Here is a 19,257-nt window from a genome sequence, read left to right as displayed (position 1 = left end):
GTCCCCCCGGACGGACCGGAGGCGCGGTGCCAGCCGGCACCGCGCCTCCAGTCAGCGCGTCAGCGCTACATCTCTTCGTGCGTGTCCGGGTCGCCGTCCCACAGGCGCCCGCGCTCGAGCCCGGAGATGGCCGCGACCTGGTCGTCGGTGAGCGTGAAGCCGAACACGTCGAGGTTCTCGCGCTGCCGGTCGACGTCGCCGGACTTCGGCACCGGGACCGCGTCGAGCTGGGTGTGCCAGCGGAGAACGACCTGGCCGGGGCTGACCCCGTGCGCGGCGGCCGCGTCCGTGACCGGCTGCTCGGTCAGCAGTTCGGACTGCTTCGCGAGCGGGCTCCAGCTCTCGGTGACGATCCCGCGCTCGGCGTGGAACGCCCGGAGCGACGCCTGCGGGAAGTACGGGTGCAGCTCGACCTGGTTGACCGCGGGAGCGACCCCGGTCGCGTCGATGATCCGGTCGAGGTGCTCCGGCGTGAAGTTCGAGACGCCGATCGAGCGGACCTTGCCGCTGTCGCGCAGGTCGACGAACGCCTTCCACGTCTCGACGAACTTGTCGACCGACGGGTTCGGCCAGTGGATCAGGTACAGGTCCACGTGGTCGAGCCCGAGGTTCGCCAGGGTCTCGTCGATCGAGCGGTGTGCCTCGTCCCAGCCGTGGTGACGGCCGGGCAGCTTCGACGTGACGACGAGCTCGTCGCGCGGCACGTCGGCGTCGCGCACGGCACGGCCGACGGCGTCCTCGTTGCCGTAGTTGAGCGCGGTGTCGAGCAGTCGGTAGCCGCTCGCGATGGCCGCACCGACGGCGGCCGTGCCCTCGTCACCGTCGAGCAAGTAGGTCCCGAGGCCGAGCAGGGGCATGCGGTGGCCGTCGTTGAGCTCCACGGTGGGAGCCGGGGTGACGGCGGGCATCAGCGGACGCCGAGCAGGTCGATGACGAAGATCAGGGTCTTGCCGGACAGGAAGTGGCCGCCACCGGCCGGGCCGTAGGCGAGCTCCGGCGGGACGACGAGCTTGCGGCGTCCGCCGACCTTCATGCCGGGGATGCCCTCCTGCCACCCGCGCACCAGCGCCGCGAGCGGGAAGTCGATCGGTTCGCCGCGGCCCCAGGAGCTGTCGAACTCCTCGCCGGACTCGTACTCGACGCCCGCGTAGTGCACCTTGACGGTCGAACCCGCGGTCGCCTCGTCGCCGGAGCCCTCGACGATGTCGGTGATGACCAGGTCGGTGGGGGCGGGGCCCTCGGGGGCGTCGAACTCGGGCTTGCTGTTGAGGTCAGTCATGTCCGCAAGTCAACCAGAGGCTCCCGATCACGCATCGACCCGGGCACCGTCGCGCGCGTCGCGGCTCGACGCACCAGAATGGTTCCACCGTGACACAACCCACCCCCGCACCGCCGCGCCGAAGCCTGTTCGCCGACCTCACCCCGCTCCGCCGGTCCCCGGCGTTCGCGCGGCTCTGGGCCGGCACCGCCGTCGCCGGGATCGGCACGCAGATGACCACCGTCGCCGTCGGCCTCGAGGTCTACGACATCACCCGGTCCACCTTCGCCGTCGCGCTGGTCGGGGTGATCGCGCTGCTGCCGATGATCGTCGCCGGCCTGTACGGCGGGATGCTCGCCGACGCCTTCGACCGCCGCACCGTCGCGCTGGTGTCCTCGATCATCGCGTGGGCCGCGGTCGCACTGATCGCGACGCACGCCTGGCTCGGGCTGCACAGCGTCCTGCTGCTGTACGTCCTGGCGACGGTGAACGCCGTCGCGGCGACCGTGAGCAACGCGTCCCGCTCGGCCATCGTGCCGCGCCTGGTCGGCACCGACCTGCTGCCCGCGGCGAGCGCCCTCGGCGGCATCGCGTCCGGGTTCCAGGTCACCGTCGGCCCGGCGGTCGCCGGCGTGCTGATCGCGAGTGTCGGGTTCGCCCCGACCTACACGATCGACGTCGTGCTGTTCACGTTCGCCTTCGCCGGGGTGTTCACGCTGCCGCGCATGGCCGCCGACCGCGACGCCCTGCGACCGGGGCTCGGCTCGCTCATCGAGGGCGCGCGGTTCCTCCGGAGGTCGCGGAACATCACGATGACGTTCGTGCTCGACATCATCGCGATGACGTTCGGCCAGCCCCGTGTGCTCTTCCCCGCGATCGGCGCGCTGGTCATCGGCGGCGGTGCGATCACCGTCGGCACGCTGACGGCCGCGTACGCGATCGGCGCGCTGCTGTCGAGCGTGTTCTCCGGGCCGCTCGGTCACGTCCGCCGTCAGGGCGAGGCCGTCGGGTGGGCGATCACGGCCTACGGTGGCGCGATCGCGGCGTTCGGCGTGGTGATCGCCCTCGCGCACGTGCTCGGCGGGCGCAGCGGCGAGACCTTCAGCAGCGGGATCCTGCCGGCGCTCGCGCTCGCGTCGCTGTTCCTGGCGTTGGCCGGCGGTGCGGACAACGTCAGCTCGGTCTTCCGGAACACGATCCTGCAGGCCGCGTCGCCCGACGGGATGCGTGGGCGGCTGCAGGGCATCTTCATCGTGGTCGTGACCGGCGGTCCGCGCCTCGGCGACCTGTACGCGGGGCTCGTCGTCGCCGCGGGCTTCGCGTTCCCGCCGGTCCTGGGCGGTGTGCTGATCATCGGGCTCGTCGCCGCGTTGCTGCGCCTGGTGCCGTCCTTCCGCCGCTACGACGCGCTGCACCCGAACGCGAACTGAGGCGCGCCGCACCCGATCGCGGACTGCACGGCGCTGGACCCGAACCCGGGCTGACGAGCCTCGACGTCGTCGTGCCCGGTAGATTCGACGACATGCCGGAACCGAGTGCGCGCGACCTGCAGCGGACCGGGGTCCGCGCGGTGGTCCGCCGCACCTACCACTCGGTGATCCGGCACCGGGTCGTCGACGCCGCGGCGTCGCTCACCTTCTTCGCGCTGCTGACCGTGTTCCCCGCGGCGCTGACGGTGGTGTCGGCACTCGCGGTCATCGACCGCCAGGGCGACAGCCTGACGGACATCATCCAGGTGATCGGCTTCATCGTCCGCCCGGAGACCGCCGAGCACCTCGAGCAGCCGCTGCGTCAGCTGCTGACGCTCGACAACCCCTGGCTCGGCTTCGCGACCGGGCTCGTCCTGACGCTCTGGTCCCTGTCCGGGTACGCCACGGCGTTCGGCCGCGCCATGAACACCGCGTACGAGGTCGAGGAGGGCCGGCGCATCTGGAAGTTCCGGAGCATGATGCTCCTGGTCACGCTGCTCGTCATGGTCGGCGGTGCGATCGCCATCGTGATCCTGCTGGGGACCCCGACGATCTCCGCCGCCATCGTCCTGCAGCTCGGGTGGGCGTCGTGGATCGACGACCTGTGGAACGTCGTGAAGTGGCCGGTGCTGGCCGCTGACCTGGTGGTGATGGTGGCGGTGCTCTACTACGCCACACCGAACGTGCGCACCCCGCAGTTGCGCTGGGTCTCGGCGGGCGCCGCGTTCGCGATCGTGGCCTGGGCGATCGCGACGTTCGGCTTCGCGCTCTACGTCGAGACGCTCGGTGGCGGCAACCGCGCCTACGGGTGGCTCGGCGGCGCGATCCTGCTGCTCGTCTACCTGTACATCTCGAACTTCGTGCTGGTCGTCGGCGGTGAGCTCGACTCCGAGGTGATCCGGCTCCGGCAGCTGCTCGCGGGCATCGACGCCGACGAGGCGATCCGGCTGCCGCTGCGCGACGTCACCCGGAACTTCACGCTCGCCCGGTGGCGGGACGCCGACATCGCGGCCGCGCACGCGGTGCGGCAAGCGGCGCAGGAACTCCCCCAGGACGAGCCGACGCCGGCGCAGGAACACCTGCGCGACGTCGCCTCGCAGCTCCGGGTCGGGGAACCGCCGCTGCGCTGACCGACCACCGGCAACAGCAGCAGCACCTACCGCAGGCGCTTCGCCTCGGCGTCCAGCATCTCCTCGGTGATCACCGGGATCGCCCCGGTCGCCAGCTCGATGCCCGACAACCGGGCGGGGCTCAGCACGCGCTGCACCTGGTCCTCGTCCATCAGCCCGGCAGCCGTGACGAGCGTCGAGATCGGTGTCGAGGTGGTCAGCGCCGTGTGGGCGATCGACGCCGCCGCGGCGTAGCCGATGTACGGCGTCAGGGCGGTCACGACGCCGACGTTGGTGTCGACCTGGGCGGCCAGCTTGGCCTCGTTCGCCTCGATGCCCGTGACGCAGTGCTCGCGGAGCGTCGCACACCCTCGGGTCATCCACTGCAGCGACTGCAGGATCGAGTGCGCGATGATCGGCTCGAAGGCGTTGAGCTGCAGCTGCCCCGCCTCCGCCGCCATCGTGACCGTGGTGTCGGCCCCGGCGACGGCGAAGGCGATCTGGTTCACCACCTCTGGGATCACCGGGTTGACCTTGCCCGGCATGATCGAGGACCCGGCCTGGCGCGCCGGCAGGGTGATCTCGCCGAAGCCGGCCTGGGGCCCCGACGCCAACAGCCGCAGGTCGTTGCAGATCTTCGACAGCTTCGCCGCGCTGCGCTTCACCGCGGCGGAGAGCGTCATGAAGGACCCGGCGTCGCTGGTGGCCTCGATCAGGTCGGGTGCCGTGACGACGTCGATGCCGCTGGCCTCCTGCAGCTGCCGACGGACCTCGTCGCGGTACAGCGGGTCGGCGGTGATCCCGGTGCCGATCGCCGTCGCGCCGAGGTTCATCTCCGCCAGCAGCGGCGTGACCTTGCGGAGCAGGACCGCGTCCTCCTGGATGGTGTGCGAGAAGCCGGTGAACTCCTGCCCGAGCGTCATCGGCACGGCGTCCTGCAGCTGCGTCCGACCGACCTTGAGCACGTCGGCGAAGGCGTGGCCCCGCTCGGCGAACGCGGCGGAGAGCTGCTCGAGCTGGTCGATGAGCCGGTGCACGCCGAAGATCATCGCGATCTTGACGCTGGTCGGGTACGTGTCGTTCGTCGACTGGCTGCGGTTCACGTGGTCGATCGGGTGCAGGTGGGCGTAGTCGCCCTTGACGTGCCCCAGGATCTCGAGCGCCCGGTTCGCGAGCACCTCGTTCGTGTTCATGTTCGTGCTCGTACCCGCACCGCCCTGCACCACGTCCACGACGAACTGGTCGCGGAAGGCCCCGTCCCGCACCTCCTGTGCGGCACGGTCGATCGCATCGGCACGCTCGGCGTCGAGGACCCCGATCGCCTTGTTCGCCCGTGCCGCGGCCTGCTTCACGGTCGCGAGGGCCTCGATCAGGTCGGGGTAGACCGAGATCGGCACGCTCGTGATCGGGAAGTTCTCCAGCGCCCGGAGCGTGTTGACGCCCCAGTAGACGTCGTCCGGCACCTCCCTCGAGCCCAGGGAATCGGTCTCGGTGCGGGTCCCAGCACTCACGTGCGCCTCCTCGTCGTGGATCACCCCACGAGGCTAGTCCCCGTCCGTCCAGCCGGTCCGGTGGGCGCGCGGTTGCGCGCGGCCCAGCGCGCGCTGCTGCGCGCGGTGCGACGGTGACCGCGTGGTGCGAGGCTCTTTCCTCGCACCACGCCGCGAACCGCGCACCGGGGACCGATCACGCACGGTGCGGAGTGGCGCGGTCCGCCGGGCGGGAGGCGCGGTGCCAGGCCGGCACGGGCCTCCCGTCTGAGGACCGGGTGCGTCACCCGTCACGTGGTGCGCGGTCACAGCCCAGCACCACGGACGCGGACCGCGCACGGTGCGCGACCGCGGTCAGTGGAACTGCGGGACGATGAGGTAGATGCCGTAGAGCACGACGGCGCCGCACACGACGAAGCACGCGACCGCCAGGGAGCGCAGTCCGCGCACGGCACCGGAGGCACCCTGCGGGTTCGGGAAGCCGGCGGTGGCGGGGCCGATGGTGCCGTCGTCCTTCACGGTGAACTTGCCGGCACGGGTGTCGGCGGCGCTCCAGAACCGCAGGCCGACGGAGTACACCGTGACCACGAAACACGCCGAGACCACGGCGACGAGCGCCACGGTGAGGAACGCCGACCAGTCGATCGCCATCAGCGACGTCCTCCCTTGCGTGCGCCCATGCGGCGCAGGGTGCGCTCGCGGCTCAGTTCAGCGCGGCGGGCCGCAACGGCGTCCGCTCGCTTCTTGCGCTGCAGGTCGCGGAGCTCCTTGCGGGTGTACACCGCGTTGGCGGCGACGTCGACCTCGATCGCCGAGGCCTGTCCGTGGGGCTTGCGCAGCGACCAGAGGTACAGACCGAGGACGACGAACGCGCCGATCACCGCGTCGATGACGAGGCCGATGATGCCGAAGCGCGCGATGCCCGAGGCCACGGCTCCGACGGCCGCGGCGGCCGGCAGCGTGATGAACCAGGCGATGACGATCTTGCCCGCGGTCGACCACTGGATCTTCGAGCCGCGGCGCCCGAGGCCCGCGCCGATGATCGAGCCCGACGACACCTGTGTCGTCGAGAGCGCGAACCCGAGGTGGCTCGACGCCAGGATGGTCGCGGCGGTGGACGCCTCGGCCGCGAAGCCCTGCGTCGCCCGGATCTCGGTGATGCCCGAGCCGAGCGTGCGGATGATCCGCCAGCCGCCGGTGTAGGTGCCGAGTGCGATGGCGAGGGCACAGGCGACGACGACCCAGAACTGCACGCCCTGGTTCGCCGACTGCGCGCCCGAGGCGATGAGGGTGAGGGTGATGACGCCCATGGTCTTCTGCGCGTCGTTCGTGCCGTGCGCGAGCGACACCATGGAGCTGGTGAAGACCTGTCCGATCCGGAAGCCGCCGCGCTCGTTCGGGAACACCGGCCGACGGGTGATCCGGTACGCGATGCGGGTGGCGAGCAGGGACACCAGCGCCGCGATCACCGGGGACAGGAACGCCGGGATGATGACGACCGTCAGCAGGGCCGCGTAGTTGACGGACTGGAACCCGGCGCCGACGATGGCCGCACCGATCAGCCCGCCGAACAGCGCGTGCGAGGACGACGAGGGCAGCCCGCGCAGCCACGTGATCATGTTCCAGACCACCGCACCGATCAGCCCGGCGAAGATCATCTCCGGGGTGATCGCGACGCCGCCGGGACCCTCGTTGATCAGCCCGTGGGAGATCGACGTGGCGACGGCGGTGCTGAGGAACGCACCGACGAGGTTGAGCACCGCGGCGACCGTGACCGCGACCTTGGGCTGCATGGCCCCGGTCGCGATCGGTGTCGCCATCGCGTTGGCGGTGTCGTGAAATCCGTTTGTGAAGTCGAAGAAGAGGGCCAACGCGATGACCAGGACGACTATGAGTGTGATGTCCACCGCGGGCAAGTGTCGCGCATGAGCGCCGTCCGGGCAAACCCGATCGGCAACCTCCCGTTCACCGTCGCTTCATGTTCGTTCAGCTCCGGAAGCATGCCGATGGGAGAATGAGCAGATGGACATCGCCGAGCTCCTCATCCTGCTGGTCGGATCGCTGCTCGTGACCGGCTTCGCGCGGGCGAAGGGGTTGCCGGCTCCCCTGCTGGTGACGGCGGTGGCGCTGGCGGTGTCGTTCGTGCCCGGCCTGCCGCACATCGAGATCAACTCCGAGCTGATCCTGACGGTGATCCTGCCGCCGCTGCTGTACTCGGCGGCCCTCGACGTGTCGTGGCAGAGCTTCCAGCAGTCGATCAAGCAGATCCGTCGACTCGGGATCTTCCTGGTGATCGTGACGGCGCTCGCGGTCGCCCTGGCGGCGTACATCATCATCCCGGACATGGACTGGCCCGCGGCCATCCTGCTCGGCGCGGTCGTCGCCCCGCCGGACGCGGTGTCGGCGGCCGCGATCGGTCGCAAGCTCGGGCTCCCCCGGCGTGTGATGACGGTGCTGTCCGGTGAGAGCCTGATCAACGACGCCGCGTCGCTGACCCTGGTGCGCGTCTTCACCCTCATCGCGGCCGGCACCTCGTTGACCATCTGGCAGGACCTCGGCATCTTCGGTCTGGCGATCGGCGTCGGTCTGGCGATCGGCATCGTGCTCGGCGTCCTGGTGCACTGGATCCGGATGCGCATCAACGACCCCGTCGTCGAGACGATCATGAGCATCCTGCTGCCGTTCGTGGCGTACATCCTGGCCGAGGAACTTTCCGGCTCCGGGGTCATCGCCGTCGTCACCGCGGGCCTGTACATCGGCTACAACTCCCCCAAGGAGGGCTACGCCACGCGACTGCAGGAGCGCCCCCTGTGGACGAGCATCGACGTCATCCTCGAGGGCTTCGTCTTCGCGCTGATCGGGCTGCAGCTCAACACGGTGGTGCAGGACCTGGTCGAGAGCGAGCGCAGCCTCGGGCAGACCATCACCGCCGCAGCGGTCGTGCTGGCGGTGGTCATCGTCGTCCGTCCGCTCTTCGTGTTCGAGTCCTACGTCCGCAACCGCTTCAACGGACGCTGGTTCCGGCCCCTGCGCATCCGGCTGTCCCGCGGGCACCGCTGGTTGCGGTGGATGCGCGGCTCCGCCGAGCCGAAGCTGAACTGGCGCGAACTCACCGTGATCTCGTGGACCGGCATGCGCGGCGTGGTGACACTGGCCGCGGCGGTGTCGGTCGTGGCGAGCCCCGTGCAGATCAAGGCGCAGGACACCATCTTCGTGATCGCGTTCATCGTGACGGTCGGCACGCTCCTGCTGCAGGGGCTGACCCTGCCCTTCGTGATCCGCTCCCTCAAGGTGCAGGACCCGGCCGAGGGCGAAGAGGACGTCCGCAGCGAGATGCGCCTGAACCAGCGCACCACCGAGGCGGCCATCGAGCTGCTCGACCGACGACGGCCGGAGTGGGCGAAGCAGTACGGCGACCAGGCGATCGACACGGTCGTCAGTCGGCTGAAGTCCCGCCTCGAACGGCAGGCCGAGGTCTTCCGCCAGGACGCCGAGGAAGAGGAGATCGAGGACCGGAACTCCCCCGTGCGGCTCCGCGGGTCGCAGATCCAGGACATCCGACGCGAGCTGCTCGACCGGCGCCGCGAGATCGTGCTCGAGGAGCGCGAACGCGGCAACCTCGACGAAGAGGTCATGCGCCGTGTGCTCGTCACGCTCGACGCCGAGGAACTCGCGATGGACTCGGCGCAGGCGTCGCGCAGCCGGTCGTAGAGGTGGGTGGTCGGGCCTCCCCCGCTCCCGCCCGGCCCACCCGGACCGCGGTCAGTCGTGCGGCGTATCCTGCACGCAGCCGACACGAGACCAGGAGCACAGCGCGCCAGTGAGCAGTCCCCGGAACGACGTCCACACGAACAGCGACACCCCGGAGCGTCCGGGGTCGTCACGCAAGGCCCAGCCGCGCCGCCGCCAGGCCCCGGTCCCCGCGCCGCAGAAGATCAGCGCGTACCGCCGCTGGTTCGGCACGCTGCACCCATCGCTGCAGCTCATCGGCCTGCAACTCTGGATGCCCCTGTTCTTCATCGTCGGCTTCTGCCTGTGCTACGTCTTCGCGTTCCACGCCCCGCACCCCCACGACGTCCCCATCGCGCTGATCGGCAGTGACCCGACCTTCGTCCAGGCCGTGCAGAAGGCCCTGCCCGGCGAGTTCGTGTTCCACACCTACGACTCCCTGGCCGCGGCCAAGCGCGACGTCCTGGCCGGGGCGATGGCCGTCGCGTACGACCCGTCGAACAACGAGTTCTTCAAGGCGAGCGCGCACCAGTTCCAGGTCGCCAGTCTCGTGCCGGCGACGCTCTCGGCGGTGCTCACGGCGACCGGCGTAGCGACGCCCAAGATCACCGAACTCGCGGCACTCCCGTCCTACGACGAGTACGGCACCGTGCCGATGTACGTCATGCTCGCCTGGTGCATCGGCGGCTACATGGTCGCGATGTTCATCGGCATCATGGGCGGGCCGCTGCGACACCGCGTCCGCATGGCGGTCATCGTCGTGGGCGGGCTCATCATCTCGCTCATCACGAACACGCTCGCCGGTCCGGTCGTGGGCGCGATCCACGGCCACTGGATCGAGCTCGTGCTCATCGCCTGGGGCTGGATCGTGGCGATCGGCCTGGCCGTGAACGGGCTGAGCTACTTCGTCGGCCGCTTCATCGCCGCCCCCGCCATGATCTGCTTCGTGTTCCTGTCCATGCCGTCCTCCGGTGGTGCGTACCCGAAGTGGTTCATGCCGGAGCCGTTCGCGTGGCTCAACAACGTCGTCGTCGGCTCGAGCATGGTCGACATGATCAAGCACCAGGTCTACGGCGTCGGCCCGGGTCCCGCCCGCGGACTCATCACCATGGCCTGCTACGCCGGGGCAGGTCTGGTGCTGATGTACTTCGGCAAGATGCTCTGGGAGCGCCGTCGCATCCGCGCGATCGTCACCGGTCGCACGACCATGTTCCAGGACGCCCAGACCGCGAACCGCGAGTTCCTCGGCAAGCAGCGCGACGTCGAGCTCGAGCGCCACGGACTGTCGTCCACCGAGACCGGCACGCTGCAGGTCCTCCGCGACAGCGACTGGGAGGACGACCGCGTGAGCGGCGACGTCTTCACCGGCGGTCGCGACGGGCTCGAGAACGAGCCACTGACCACCGGTCGCATCCCCGTGGTGCGGCAGCAGGACCGCCAACCGGTCGGTGGCCGGACAGGAGGCCCCGGTTCCGGGCCCCGCGCACGCCCCGCCTCGGGGTCAGGCGACTCGGGGACGCCGGTCGAGCCCGGTGACAAGCCCCACCACCGGCACGCGGCGCGCTGACCCGGGCGGTATCCTGGGCGGACCATGACCCGTCCCTCCTGGCACCGCCTGCTCGTCACCGTCGTCGTCGTGCTGCTGGCCCTGACCGCCGCCCTGTGGATCACGAGCGTCGTGCTCGCGCCAGCAGACGGCCGGAACACCGCCGGGCTCTTCGTGGGATGGGCGATGTTCGCCCTGGTCGGCGCGATCGCCGTCGGTGTCGTGGACTTCTTCGTCCGACCGCTCGGTGGGCGCAGCGGCGACGCCGACGTCATCGCCGACGCCGAGCAGGCGCGCACGGGCAGCACCCGCACGCGCTGACGCCCGACGCACGCACCCCCGCTGACGCCCGGGCGGCGGCTCAGCCCAGCTGCTCGCGGAGCGCCTCGGCCAGTTCGCCGACGTAGGGCTCGCGCAGCACCGAGCTGTGCTCGCTGTGCATGCGCACCTCGTCCGCGCCGCCGACCAGGAACGGGGCCCACCGACTCGCGCCGGAGTCGTTGCCGTCCGCGACCACGAGCGTCACCGCGCCCTCGTACACCGGCGGGCGGTACCGGCGCGACACGACGACCGCGTGGTCGAAGAACGCGCGGAACTGCTGCTGCCCCTGCCAGCGGAACATCCCGGCGCCGTACGCGCGGGCACGGCGACCGATCTGCCCGAACGGCGCGAGCACCCGCTCCCGCACGAACGCGGTCCGGTCCGTCACACGCCGACGCAGTCCCGACCGCGGTGCCGAGCCCGGCTCCAGGTCCAACTCGCCGAACTCGACGACGTCCACCTGCTCAGCGGTCTGCTCCGGCAGGTACGTGTCCACGAGGACGACGCGGTGCACGGTCTGTCCGGCCGCGGTCAGGACCGCCGCCATCTCGAGTGCGACGAGGCCGCCGAACGAGTGCCCGGCGATCGTGTACGGGCCGCGGGGCTGCACGACGCGCATCAGCTCGATGTAGCGCTTGGCCATCGCCGGGATGCTCCAGTCCGGCACCGAGCGTCGCTCGAGGCCGTGCTGCTGGAAGGCGTAGACGGCGCGGTCGCCCAGGCGTCGGGACAGCGGTGCCCAGGTGAGCCCGAGGGCACCGGCGCCGGCGACGCAGAACAGCGGCGCCGCCTCGGCGCCCGCCCCGTCGGCCAGGGTCATCACGTCCGGGTGGCTCGGGACCGCGGCGGCGCCGAGACGGGCCCGGGCCGCGAAGGTCCGCACCGTCGGCGACTCGAGCAGGTCCGTCGACGGCAGGTCGACACCGAGCCGGTCGTTGACCAGTGCGAGCATCTCCTCGGCGGAGAGCGAGTCACCGCCGAGTGCCGCGAAGTCGTTGTCGAGTCCGACGGCCGGCAGCTGCAGCGGCCCCACCGAGGGGAGCCCGAGGACCTCGGACCAGATCTGCGCGACGGCGAGCTGCCACTGGTCGTAGGTGTCGGCGTCGGGCAGTGCCGTACCGCCCTCGCCGAGCGTCATCGCCAGCGACGGGGCCTCGGGCAGCGCCGCGCGGTCGACCTTGCCGCGCTCGTTGCGCGGCAGCGCGGCCATCGGCACGATCGCGGTCGGGACCATGTAGTCCGGCAGCAGGTCGCGGAGGGCCTTGCGGATCGCGGCGGGCGACGCCGAGCGGCGTCCGCGCTTGGTCACGACGTAGGCGACGAGGCGGGTCGGTGCCGGCGGGGCCTTGACCGCGACCACGGCCGCCTCCTGCACGGTGTCGACCGTGCGCAGCGCCGACTCGACCTCGCTCGGCTCGACCAGGTAGCCGCGGACCTTGACGGCGTCGTCGGCGCGGCCGAGCAGCGTGATCCGGCCGTCCTCGTCGAACCGGCCCAGGTCGCCGACCGCCCACGACGGCGTGCCGTCGTCGGCGACACCTGCACGGGTCGCCGTGGTCTCCGGCGCACCCCAGTAGCCGCTGGTCATCGCGTCCGAGATGCAGACGATCTCGCCCGACTCGCCGACGTCGGCGATGCTGCCGTCCGGTCGTCGGAGGACGATCCGTTTGCCCGCGACGATGCGGCCGGAGGGGATGCTCCGCTCGGGCACCGGGTCGGTGCTGCGGATCTCGTTGACGGCGTAGACGTTGGTCTCGCTCGACCCGGTCCAGTTGCAGAACGAGGTGGTCGGTCCGAGCAGGGGACGGAGTGCGGCCAGGTCCGGCCCCGTCACGGCCTCGCCCACGGTCGCCACCATGCGCAGCCCGCGCAGCCGGTCGTCGGCGGGGTCGAGCGCACTGACCACCGAACGGACCAGGTGCGGCGTGGTGTGCAAGGTGGTCAGACCGGCGTCGCGGATCCACGTGGCCAGGCCGTCGACACCGGTCCGCCGCGGGTCGGCGACGTGCATCGAGGCGCCGGCGAGCAGTCCGGACAGCACGAGGGAGAAACCCGCGGAGAACCCGTGCGGCAGGACCGACGCCAGGCGGTCCTCGGGCACGAAGCGGAAGACCTCGCGCTCGGCGACGGTGTCGGCCATCGCCTGACGGTGCGTCATCACGACGCCCTTCGGTGCGCCGGTCGAGCCGGAGGTGAAGATGATCACGAGCGGGTCGCGCCCGCTCCGCTCGGCCGCCGCGGCGACCGGCGCGATCGGTCCGTCTGCCGCGGCGATCGCGCGCGCCTCGGCGACGAGGGGACCGAACGGGAGGACCGTGCCCCGGTCCGCCACGAGGGTCGCGGCCTGCGCCGCGTGCGCCTGGTCCGCGACCACGTCGACGATGCCGGCCAGGCTCATGACGTGGCGCAGTCGCGCCTCGGGCAGGAAGGGGTCGAGCGCGACGATGGTGCGCCCGGCACGGACCAGACCGAGCAGGGACAGGACCGACCCGACGCCGTGCGTCACGAGCACACCGACCGGCACGGACGCACCACCCTGGGGCACGTCGACACCGAGTCCGCTGTGGTCGTCCGGCGTCAGCCGCTGGTCGAACAGCATGCCGGCGGCGCGCGTCACCCGGTCGAGCTCGCCGTGGGTCAGGGAGAGGTGCTCGTCCGTCACCGCGAGGGCGTCCGGCAGCCGCGCGGCGACGTCCGAGAGCCCCGCCAGGAGCGACGTCTCGGGCACGGCGGCGCCACGGTGGTCGGACAGTGGACCCGTCGACGTGCTCGACGGCCGCGCGGGCGGCGTCGTGTCGGCTCGGGGTCCGGAGGAGATGAGCACGTGGGGGTCCCCTTCACGGTGCATCGGCGGTCGGTGTCGACCGACCGTAACCCCGGAGCGGAACCGACCGACGGGCGCGGAGGACCGGATGCGGGAAGCCGCCGAACGGTGCGACATGCCGCAGCGGGCCACGTCGATGCGGGCTGCGGACAGCTAGTCGGCCGACGAGGCCGCGGCCGCGTCGACACCCGAGCCGGTGAACCCGGCGACGGTCGCGTCGTCGTCGGCGAAGGTGAACCGCGCCTCGACGGACCCGCCCGCCAGCACACCCGGCAGCCAGTAGCGGGCGTCGTCCCACATCGCGTCGTACGGGACGTCGGCGACCGGGATCCACCGCGGAGCCAGTTCCTCGCTCGCCGTCGGAGTACCGGACCAGCGACGGCAGACGAAGACGTCCGAGACCTGCGACCATGACGGCCGGAACGGGAACCGGTAGTCCAACGTGCCACGGGCCTCCAGGTCGGCCGGGTCGAGCCGCAGCCCGACCTCTTCCGCGACCTCGCGCACGGCGGTCTCGACCGCCGTCTCGGTGCCCTCCCGCTTGCCGCCCGGACCGACCACGCGACCGCTGCCGAGACCGCGACGCTTCTCGCCGAGCAGCACCTCGGGCCCCTCGGCGCCGTCGCGCAGCAGGTACACGACCACGACCCGAGGGTGCTGGTTCTTGGTCGCGTCGCGCTCCGTCACGTGTCCAGTCTGGCCGATGACCTGGCGTACGCTCGTTGCATGGCAGGCGTGCTGCGGGGGCACCATGGCTGAGCACCGGCGATTCGGGCGCAGCCTCGAAGTGCTGCGTGCCGAGGCCGCAGAAGAGATCTCGATGATCGTCGAGCACCGCTCCCGCCAGGGCGACGACCCGTGGGAGTTCATGCACCTGCTGCCGACCGTCGACGAACAGGTCGTGCTGATCCTGCGCGAGGAAGCGCTCGAGCTCGACGCCGCGATCGGCCAGCGCAGTGCGCAGTGGGCATCGCACCCGGCGTCGGGTCAGGGCACACGACTCGGCGAGGAGTACCACCGGCTGCGCCGCATCGCACTGCAGCACCCGGAGCTCACTGCCACCGTCTGGAAGCTGATGGGCGCGCTGCCCGAGCAGTCCTGACGCGTCCCGACGGTCGCTGCGGTTGGATGGCACCATGACCGAAACCGTGCTCGCCGTCCTCAACCAACCGTCCCGTGACGCCGCTCCGCACGACCCCGCGGCGGACGCGTTCACGTTCGAGGCGCCGCTCGACCACCAGGTCCAGGTGCAGGACCTCGGGATCACCCGCGGCGACGGGGTCTTCGAGACGATCACCGTGGTCGACGGCCGCCCGCAGGCGCTCGAGGCGCACCTGGCCCGGTTCGGCCGGTCCGCCGCCAAGCTCGATCTGCCCGCACCGGACACCGATGCCTGGCGCCGGGCGATCGAGGCAGCGTGTGCCGAGCTCGACCCCGTCCGCGAGGCCTTCGTGAAGACGGTGCTGACCCGCGGCGTCGAGGGCACCGACCGCCCCACCGGATGGGTGTACGCGGCGGCGTCGGGCGACTCCACGGCGGCGCGGACCGAGGGCATCGCCGTCGTCACGCTGGACCGCGGGTACCGGCACGACGTCGAGCGCACCTCGCCGTGGCTGCTGCAGGGGGCCAAGACGCTGTCCTACGGGGTGAACATGGCCGCCCTGCGCGAAGCCGTCCGGCGCGGTGCCGACGACGCGCTGTTCCTGTCGACGGACGGCTACGTCCTCGAGGGCACCCGGGCGAACCTCGTCATGTCGGTCGGTGGCCGCCTGGTGACCCCGCGCACCGACATCGGCATCCTCGACGGCACCACGCAGGCAGACGTGTTCCGCTTCGCCGAGGCCGAGGGCATCGAGACCGCCTACGAGCTCGTCACCCGGGACGACCTGCGCGCGGCCGATGCGCTCTGGCTGGTGTCGAGCGTCCGCCAAGCGGCGCCGATCCGGTCGGTGGACGGCGAGCCCCAGGCGATGGACCTGGCGCTCACCGAGCAGATCAACGAGTTCCTGCTGGCGCGCGAGTCCTGAGCCCCGCGGCCGGACGCTACCAGCGCGGGTTGGCCGTACCGACGCCGTCGGCCCAGGTGTAGACCTCGGCACCCTCGATCCACACGCGGACCGCTCGGCTCGTCGCGTCGAGCGGGTCGCCGGTCCACAGCACCAGGTCGGCGTCGTACCCGGGAGCGAGACGGCCCACGCGGTCGCCGAAGCCGAGGAACGTCGCGGGGTTGACGGTCAGCGCCTCGAGCGCCGTCTGGTGCGGCAGGCCCTCCTTGACGGCGGCGACGGCCTGGTCCACGAGCATGTTGATCGGCACGACCGGGGCGTCCGTCGTGATCGCGACCCGGACCCCGGCCGCGGCGAGCGCCGCCAGGTGCGGGATGCCGCGGTCGCGCAGCTCGACCTTCGACCGGCTGGTGAACAGCGGGCCGTAGATCACGGGGATGTCCTTCGCCGCCAGCACGTCGGCGATCTTGTGCGCCTCGGTGCCGTGGTTCACGACGAGCCGGTAGCCGAACTCCTCGGCCAGGCGGATCGCGGTCGCCAGGTCGTCGTGCCGGTGCACGTGCTGGTCCCATGCCAGTTCCCCGTCGAGGACCCGGACCAGCGTCTCCTTCGTCAGGTCGCGGGCGAACGGCTCGTCCTTGCGCGCTGCGGCGTCGCGGGCGGCTCGGTAGTTCTGGGCGTCGACGAACGCGTCACGGATGACCTTGGCGACGCCGAGCCGGGTCGACGGGGTCTGGCCCTTGTCGCCGTAGACCCGCTTGGGGTTCTCCCCCAGGGCGCTCTTCACGCTGACCGCGTCCGAGATGAGCTGCTCATCGATCGTGCGGCCGCCCCAGGTCTTGATCGCGACGGTCTGGCCACCGATCGGGTTGCCGGACCCGGGCTTGACGACGATGCTCGTGACGCCGCCGGAGAGCGCGTCGCGGAAGCCCTCGTCGTCGATGTCGACCGCGTCGATCGCCCGGACGCCGGCCATGTTCGGTCCGGTCAGCTCGTTCGTGTCGTTGCCCGCGGGGCCGTTCGCCTCTTCGTGGATGCCGACGTGGCCGTGCGACTCGACGAACCCCGGGACGAGCCAGGCGCCTGCGGCGTCGACGACGGGCAGTCCCGGCGGCGGTGAGACGTCCGGGCCGAGCGCCGTGATGCGGCCGTCCTCGACGACGACCGCTCCCCCGTCGAAGGGGGCTGCGGTGACGGGGACGACGTGGGCACCGGTGACGACGAAGGATGCAGTCATGCCGTCCACGGTAGTCGAGGCGCGGTGCACGACCGCGCGCTGCGCAGGGAGGTGCCCGGGCGCGCGGCCTAGGGTGGTCGGGTGAGCGACGAGCACGGATCCAGCACCCCGCCGACCGCCGACAAGCGGCCGGTCACCCGAACGCACCACGGCATCGACTTCGTGGACGACTACGAGTGGCTCCGCGACAAGGAGTCGCCCGACACGCTGCGCTACCTCGAGGCCGAGAACGCCTGGACGGCGGCGGCGACCGACCACCTCGCCGACCTGCGCGAGCGGGTCTTCGGTGAGGTCAAGGGCCGCGTGCAGGAGACCGACCTCTCCGTCCCGGTGCGGATGGGCCAGTGGTGGTACTTCACCCGGACCAGCGAGGGCAGCCAGTACGGGGTCCAGTGCCGTGCGCCGATCAGCGGTCCGGACGACTGGACCCCGCCGACCCTCGACGAGAGCGCCGCGACGCTGCCCGGCGAGCAGGTCGTCCTCGACGGCAACACCCTGGCCGAGGGGCACGACTTCTTCTCCCTCGGCTCGTACGACATCACCGACGACGGCACCCGGCTCGTCTACGGCGTCGACGTCGCGGGTGACGAGCGCTACACCCTGCACGTCCGCGACCTGACGACCGGACAGGACATGCCCGACGTCGTCGAGAACACCGGGTCCGGCGCCACGTTCGACCCGTCCGGCCGCTACGTCTTCTACCCGACGGTCGACGACTCCTGGCGCCCGGACCGCATCTGGCGGCACACCGTCGGCACCGCGGCGTCGGCCGACGTCGTCGTCTTCGAGGAGCCCGACGACCGCTACTGGGTCGGGGTCGGGGTGACCCGCTCCTCGCAGTACATCGTCATCGAGCTCGGCTCGAAGATCACGTCCGAGGCCTGGATCCTCGACGCTGCCGACCCGACCGGCGACTTCCACGTCGTCTGGCCGCGTCGCGACGGCGTCGAGTACGAGATCGAGCACGCGATCGTCGGCGGCAGCGACCGGCTGCTGGTGCTGCACAACGACGGCGCCGAGAACTTCGAGCTCGTCGACGTCCCCGCCGACGACCCCACGTCCGAGACCGACCGTCGGGTCGTCGTGGCGCACCACGGCGAGCGCCGCATCGAGTCGGTCGACGCCTTCGCCGGACACCTCGCACTCGAGTACCGCTCCGAGGCCCTGCCCCGCGTGGCGATCATCCCGCTCGACGGCGACGGCTACGGGGAACCCGACGAGGTCCACTTCGACGAGGCCCTGTTCTCCGCCGGCCTCGGCGGCAACCCCGAGTGGCACCAGCCCACGCTCCGCATCGGGTTCACGTCCTTCGTCACCCCGTCCGAGGTCAGTGACCTCGACCTGGCGACCGGTGCCATGACCGTGCTGAAGCGCCAGCCGGTGCTCGGCGGCTACGACCCGGCCGACTACGTGCAGGAGCGCGACTGGGCAACCGCTGCCGACGGCACGCGGGTGCCGATCTCGCTCGTCTGGCGCCGCGACGCCGTCGACACCGACGCCCCGGCGCCGCTGCACCTGTACGGGTACGGCTCGTACGAGCACTCGATCGACCCGGGCTTCAGCGTCATGCGGCTCTCCCTGCTCGACCGCGGCGTGGTGTTCGCGGTCGCGCACGTCCGCGGCGGTGGCGAGCTCGGCCGGCACTGGTACGAGAACGGCAAGACCCTGACGAAGAAGAACACCTTCACCGACTTCGTCGCGGTGGCCGACCACCTGATCGCGACCGGACGCACGACCGCGGACCGGATGGTCGCCGAGGGCGGCAGCGCGGGTGGGCTCCTGATGGGCGCGGTCGCGAACATCGCACCCGACCGCTTCGCCGGCATCGTCGCGGCGGTGCCCTTCGTCGACGCCCTGACGAGCATCCTCGACCCGGACCTGCCCCTGACGGTCATCGAGTGGGACGAGTGGGGCGACCCGCTCCACGACGCCGAGGTCTACCGCTACATGAGCGAGTACTCCCCGTACGAGAACGTCCGCGACGACGTGCAGTACCCGGCGATCCTGGCGGTGACCTCCATCAACGACACCCGCGTGCTCTACGTCGAGCCGGCGAAGTGGACGGCGAAGCTCCGCGAGGTCGGTGCCCCGGTGCTGCTGAAGACCGAGATGTCGGCAGGGCACGGCGGTGTCAGCGGCCGGTACGCCTCGTGGCGGGAGCGGGCGTTCGAGCTCGCCTGGATCCTCGACACCCTGGGGCTGGCCGACGTCTCCCCCGCGGCAGCCAGCGCAGCGCCGATCGCGGCCGCCTGACCGCGACCGTCACCG

At 71.4% G+C, this 19,257-nt stretch carries 16 protein-coding genes; 8 read left to right on the top strand and 8 right to left on the bottom strand.

Going from position 1 to position 19,257, the window contains the following annotated elements; all coding sequences use genetic code 11:
* Positions 1-65: 65 nt before the first annotated feature.
* Positions 66-908 (bottom strand): aldo/keto reductase, encoded by an 843-nt coding sequence (locus DEJ13_RS05785; RefSeq protein WP_111106990.1) that lies wholly within the window; start codon positions 906-908, stop codon positions 66-68.
* Positions 908-1,279, bottom strand: a complete 372-nt coding sequence (locus DEJ13_RS05780; protein WP_056121789.1) for an FKBP-type peptidyl-prolyl cis-trans isomerase — start codon at positions 1,277-1,279, stop codon at positions 908-910. The genes DEJ13_RS05785 and DEJ13_RS05780 overlap by 1 nt, the downstream gene beginning before the upstream one ends.
* Before the next feature lie 89 nt (positions 1,280-1,368).
* On the opposite strand from DEJ13_RS05780, the gene DEJ13_RS05775 reads away from it, so the two are divergent.
* Entirely contained in the window at positions 1,369-2,688 is a 1,320-nt protein-coding gene (locus DEJ13_RS05775; protein ID WP_111106989.1) for an MFS transporter, read from the top strand.
* 92 nt (positions 2,689-2,780) lie between these two features.
* Positions 2,781-3,857 carry a YihY/virulence factor BrkB family protein gene (locus DEJ13_RS05770; RefSeq protein ID WP_111106988.1) on the top strand — a complete coding sequence of 359 codons (1,077 nt, stop codon included), beginning with the start codon at positions 2,781-2,783 and terminating at the stop codon, positions 3,855-3,857.
* Between the two features lie 26 nt (positions 3,858-3,883).
* On the opposite strand, the gene DEJ13_RS05765 is transcribed toward DEJ13_RS05770, so the two are convergent.
* The 3 genes from DEJ13_RS05765 to DEJ13_RS05755 all read right to left on the bottom strand — a co-directional run bounded on the left by DEJ13_RS05765 (position 3,884) and on the right by DEJ13_RS05755 (position 7,233).
* Positions 3,884-5,371: an aspartate ammonia-lyase gene (locus DEJ13_RS05765; RefSeq protein ID WP_111106987.1), complete on the bottom strand. Its 1,488-nt coding sequence runs from the start codon at positions 5,369-5,371 to the stop codon at positions 3,884-3,886.
* Between the two features lie 309 nt (positions 5,372-5,680).
* Positions 5,681-5,977: a hypothetical protein gene (locus tag DEJ13_RS05760; protein WP_056121790.1), complete on the bottom strand. Its 297-nt coding sequence runs from the start codon at positions 5,975-5,977 to the stop codon at positions 5,681-5,683.
* The gene (locus DEJ13_RS05755) at positions 5,977-7,233 is read right to left on the bottom strand and encodes an inorganic phosphate transporter (RefSeq protein ID WP_111106986.1); all 1,257 of its coding nucleotides are present in this window, start codon (positions 7,231-7,233) and stop codon (positions 5,977-5,979) included. The genes DEJ13_RS05760 and DEJ13_RS05755 overlap by 1 nt, the downstream gene beginning before the upstream one ends.
* A 115-nt stretch (positions 7,234-7,348) precedes the next feature.
* Here DEJ13_RS05755 and DEJ13_RS05750 point away from each other — a divergent pair, with 115 nt between their 5' ends.
* The 3 genes from DEJ13_RS05750 to DEJ13_RS05740 all read left to right on the top strand — a co-directional run bounded on the left by DEJ13_RS05750 (position 7,349) and on the right by DEJ13_RS05740 (position 10,922).
* Positions 7,349-9,037: a cation:proton antiporter gene (locus tag DEJ13_RS05750; RefSeq protein WP_056121794.1), complete on the top strand. Its 1,689-nt coding sequence runs from the start codon at positions 7,349-7,351 to the stop codon at positions 9,035-9,037.
* 109 nt (positions 9,038-9,146) lie between these two features.
* Positions 9,147-10,622, top strand: a complete 1,476-nt coding sequence (locus DEJ13_RS05745) for an ABC transporter permease (RefSeq protein ID WP_111106985.1) — start codon at positions 9,147-9,149, stop codon at positions 10,620-10,622.
* Positions 10,623-10,646: 24 nt separating this feature from the next.
* Complete coding sequence (locus DEJ13_RS05740; RefSeq protein ID WP_111106984.1) at positions 10,647-10,922, top strand: hypothetical protein; 276 nt, start codon at positions 10,647-10,649, stop codon at positions 10,920-10,922.
* A 40-nt stretch (positions 10,923-10,962) separates the two neighbouring features.
* Here DEJ13_RS05740 and DEJ13_RS05735 read toward each other — a convergent pair whose 3' ends face one another.
* Together DEJ13_RS05735 and DEJ13_RS05730 are read right to left on the bottom strand one after the other, a co-directional pair.
* The gene (locus DEJ13_RS05735) at positions 10,963-13,770 is read right to left on the bottom strand and encodes an AMP-binding protein (RefSeq protein WP_181437040.1); all 2,808 of its coding nucleotides are present in this window, start codon (positions 13,768-13,770) and stop codon (positions 10,963-10,965) included.
* A 129-nt stretch (positions 13,771-13,899) separates the two neighbouring features.
* Positions 13,900-14,433, bottom strand: a complete 534-nt coding sequence (locus DEJ13_RS05730; protein ID WP_181437039.1) for an 8-oxo-dGTP diphosphatase — start codon at positions 14,431-14,433, stop codon at positions 13,900-13,902.
* Between the two features lie 64 nt (positions 14,434-14,497).
* On the opposite strand from DEJ13_RS05730, the gene DEJ13_RS05725 reads away from it, so the two are divergent.
* A complete protein-coding gene (locus DEJ13_RS05725; protein ID WP_111107049.1) occupies positions 14,498-14,848 on the top strand; it encodes a tryptophan synthase subunit alpha in 351 nt (116 codons plus the stop codon).
* A gap of 34 nt (positions 14,849-14,882) precedes the next feature.
* Positions 14,883-15,773, top strand: a complete 891-nt coding sequence (locus tag DEJ13_RS05720) for an aminodeoxychorismate lyase (RefSeq protein ID WP_111106981.1) — start codon at positions 14,883-14,885, stop codon at positions 15,771-15,773.
* 16 nt (positions 15,774-15,789) lie between these two features.
* Here the strand turns inward: DEJ13_RS05720 and DEJ13_RS05715 are convergent, their stop codons facing one another.
* Positions 15,790-16,989, bottom strand: coding sequence for an amidohydrolase (locus DEJ13_RS05715; protein ID WP_111107048.1), 1,200 nt, complete (start codon positions 16,987-16,989; stop codon positions 15,790-15,792).
* Between the two features lie 81 nt (positions 16,990-17,070).
* On the opposite strand from DEJ13_RS05715, the gene DEJ13_RS05710 reads away from it, so the two are divergent.
* A complete protein-coding gene (locus tag DEJ13_RS05710; protein WP_111106980.1) occupies positions 17,071-19,242 on the top strand; it encodes a S9 family peptidase in 2,172 nt (723 codons plus the stop codon).
* Positions 19,243-19,257 lie beyond the last annotated feature (15 nt).

The sequence above is a fragment of the Curtobacterium sp. MCLR17_007 genome (genome assembly GCF_003234655.2).
In the GTDB taxonomy this organism is placed as follows: domain Bacteria; phylum Actinomycetota; class Actinomycetes; order Actinomycetales; family Microbacteriaceae; genus Curtobacterium.
This window is presented reverse-complemented; position numbering and strand designations above follow the sequence as displayed.

Excerpts from the sequence above, each read along its gene's own strand:
- DEJ13_RS05785 (WP_111106990.1), bottom strand. The coding sequence starts at position 908 with ATGCCCGCCGTCACCCCGGCTCCCACCGTGGAGCTCAACGACGGCCAC.
- DEJ13_RS05780 (WP_056121789.1), bottom strand. The coding sequence starts at position 1,279 with ATGACTGACCTCAACAGCAAGCCCGAGTTCGACGCCCCCGAGGGCCCC.
- DEJ13_RS05770 (WP_111106988.1), top strand. The coding sequence starts at position 2,781 with ATGCCGGAACCGAGTGCGCGCGACCTGCAGCGGACCGGGGTCCGCGCG.
- DEJ13_RS05760 (WP_056121790.1), bottom strand. The coding sequence starts at position 5,977 with ATGGCGATCGACTGGTCGGCGTTCCTCACCGTGGCGCTCGTCGCCGTG.
- DEJ13_RS05750 (WP_056121794.1), top strand. The coding sequence starts at position 7,349 with ATGGACATCGCCGAGCTCCTCATCCTGCTGGTCGGATCGCTGCTCGTG.
- DEJ13_RS05740 (WP_111106984.1), top strand. The coding sequence starts at position 10,647 with ATGACCCGTCCCTCCTGGCACCGCCTGCTCGTCACCGTCGTCGTCGTG.
- DEJ13_RS05735 (WP_181437040.1), bottom strand. The coding sequence starts at position 13,770 with ATGCACCGTGAAGGGGACCCCCACGTGCTCATCTCCTCCGGACCCCGA.
- DEJ13_RS05725 (WP_111107049.1), top strand. The coding sequence starts at position 14,498 with ATGGCTGAGCACCGGCGATTCGGGCGCAGCCTCGAAGTGCTGCGTGCC.
- DEJ13_RS05720 (WP_111106981.1), top strand. The coding sequence starts at position 14,883 with ATGACCGAAACCGTGCTCGCCGTCCTCAACCAACCGTCCCGTGACGCC.
- DEJ13_RS05715 (WP_111107048.1), bottom strand. The coding sequence starts at position 16,989 with ATGACTGCATCCTTCGTCGTCACCGGTGCCCACGTCGTCCCCGTCACC.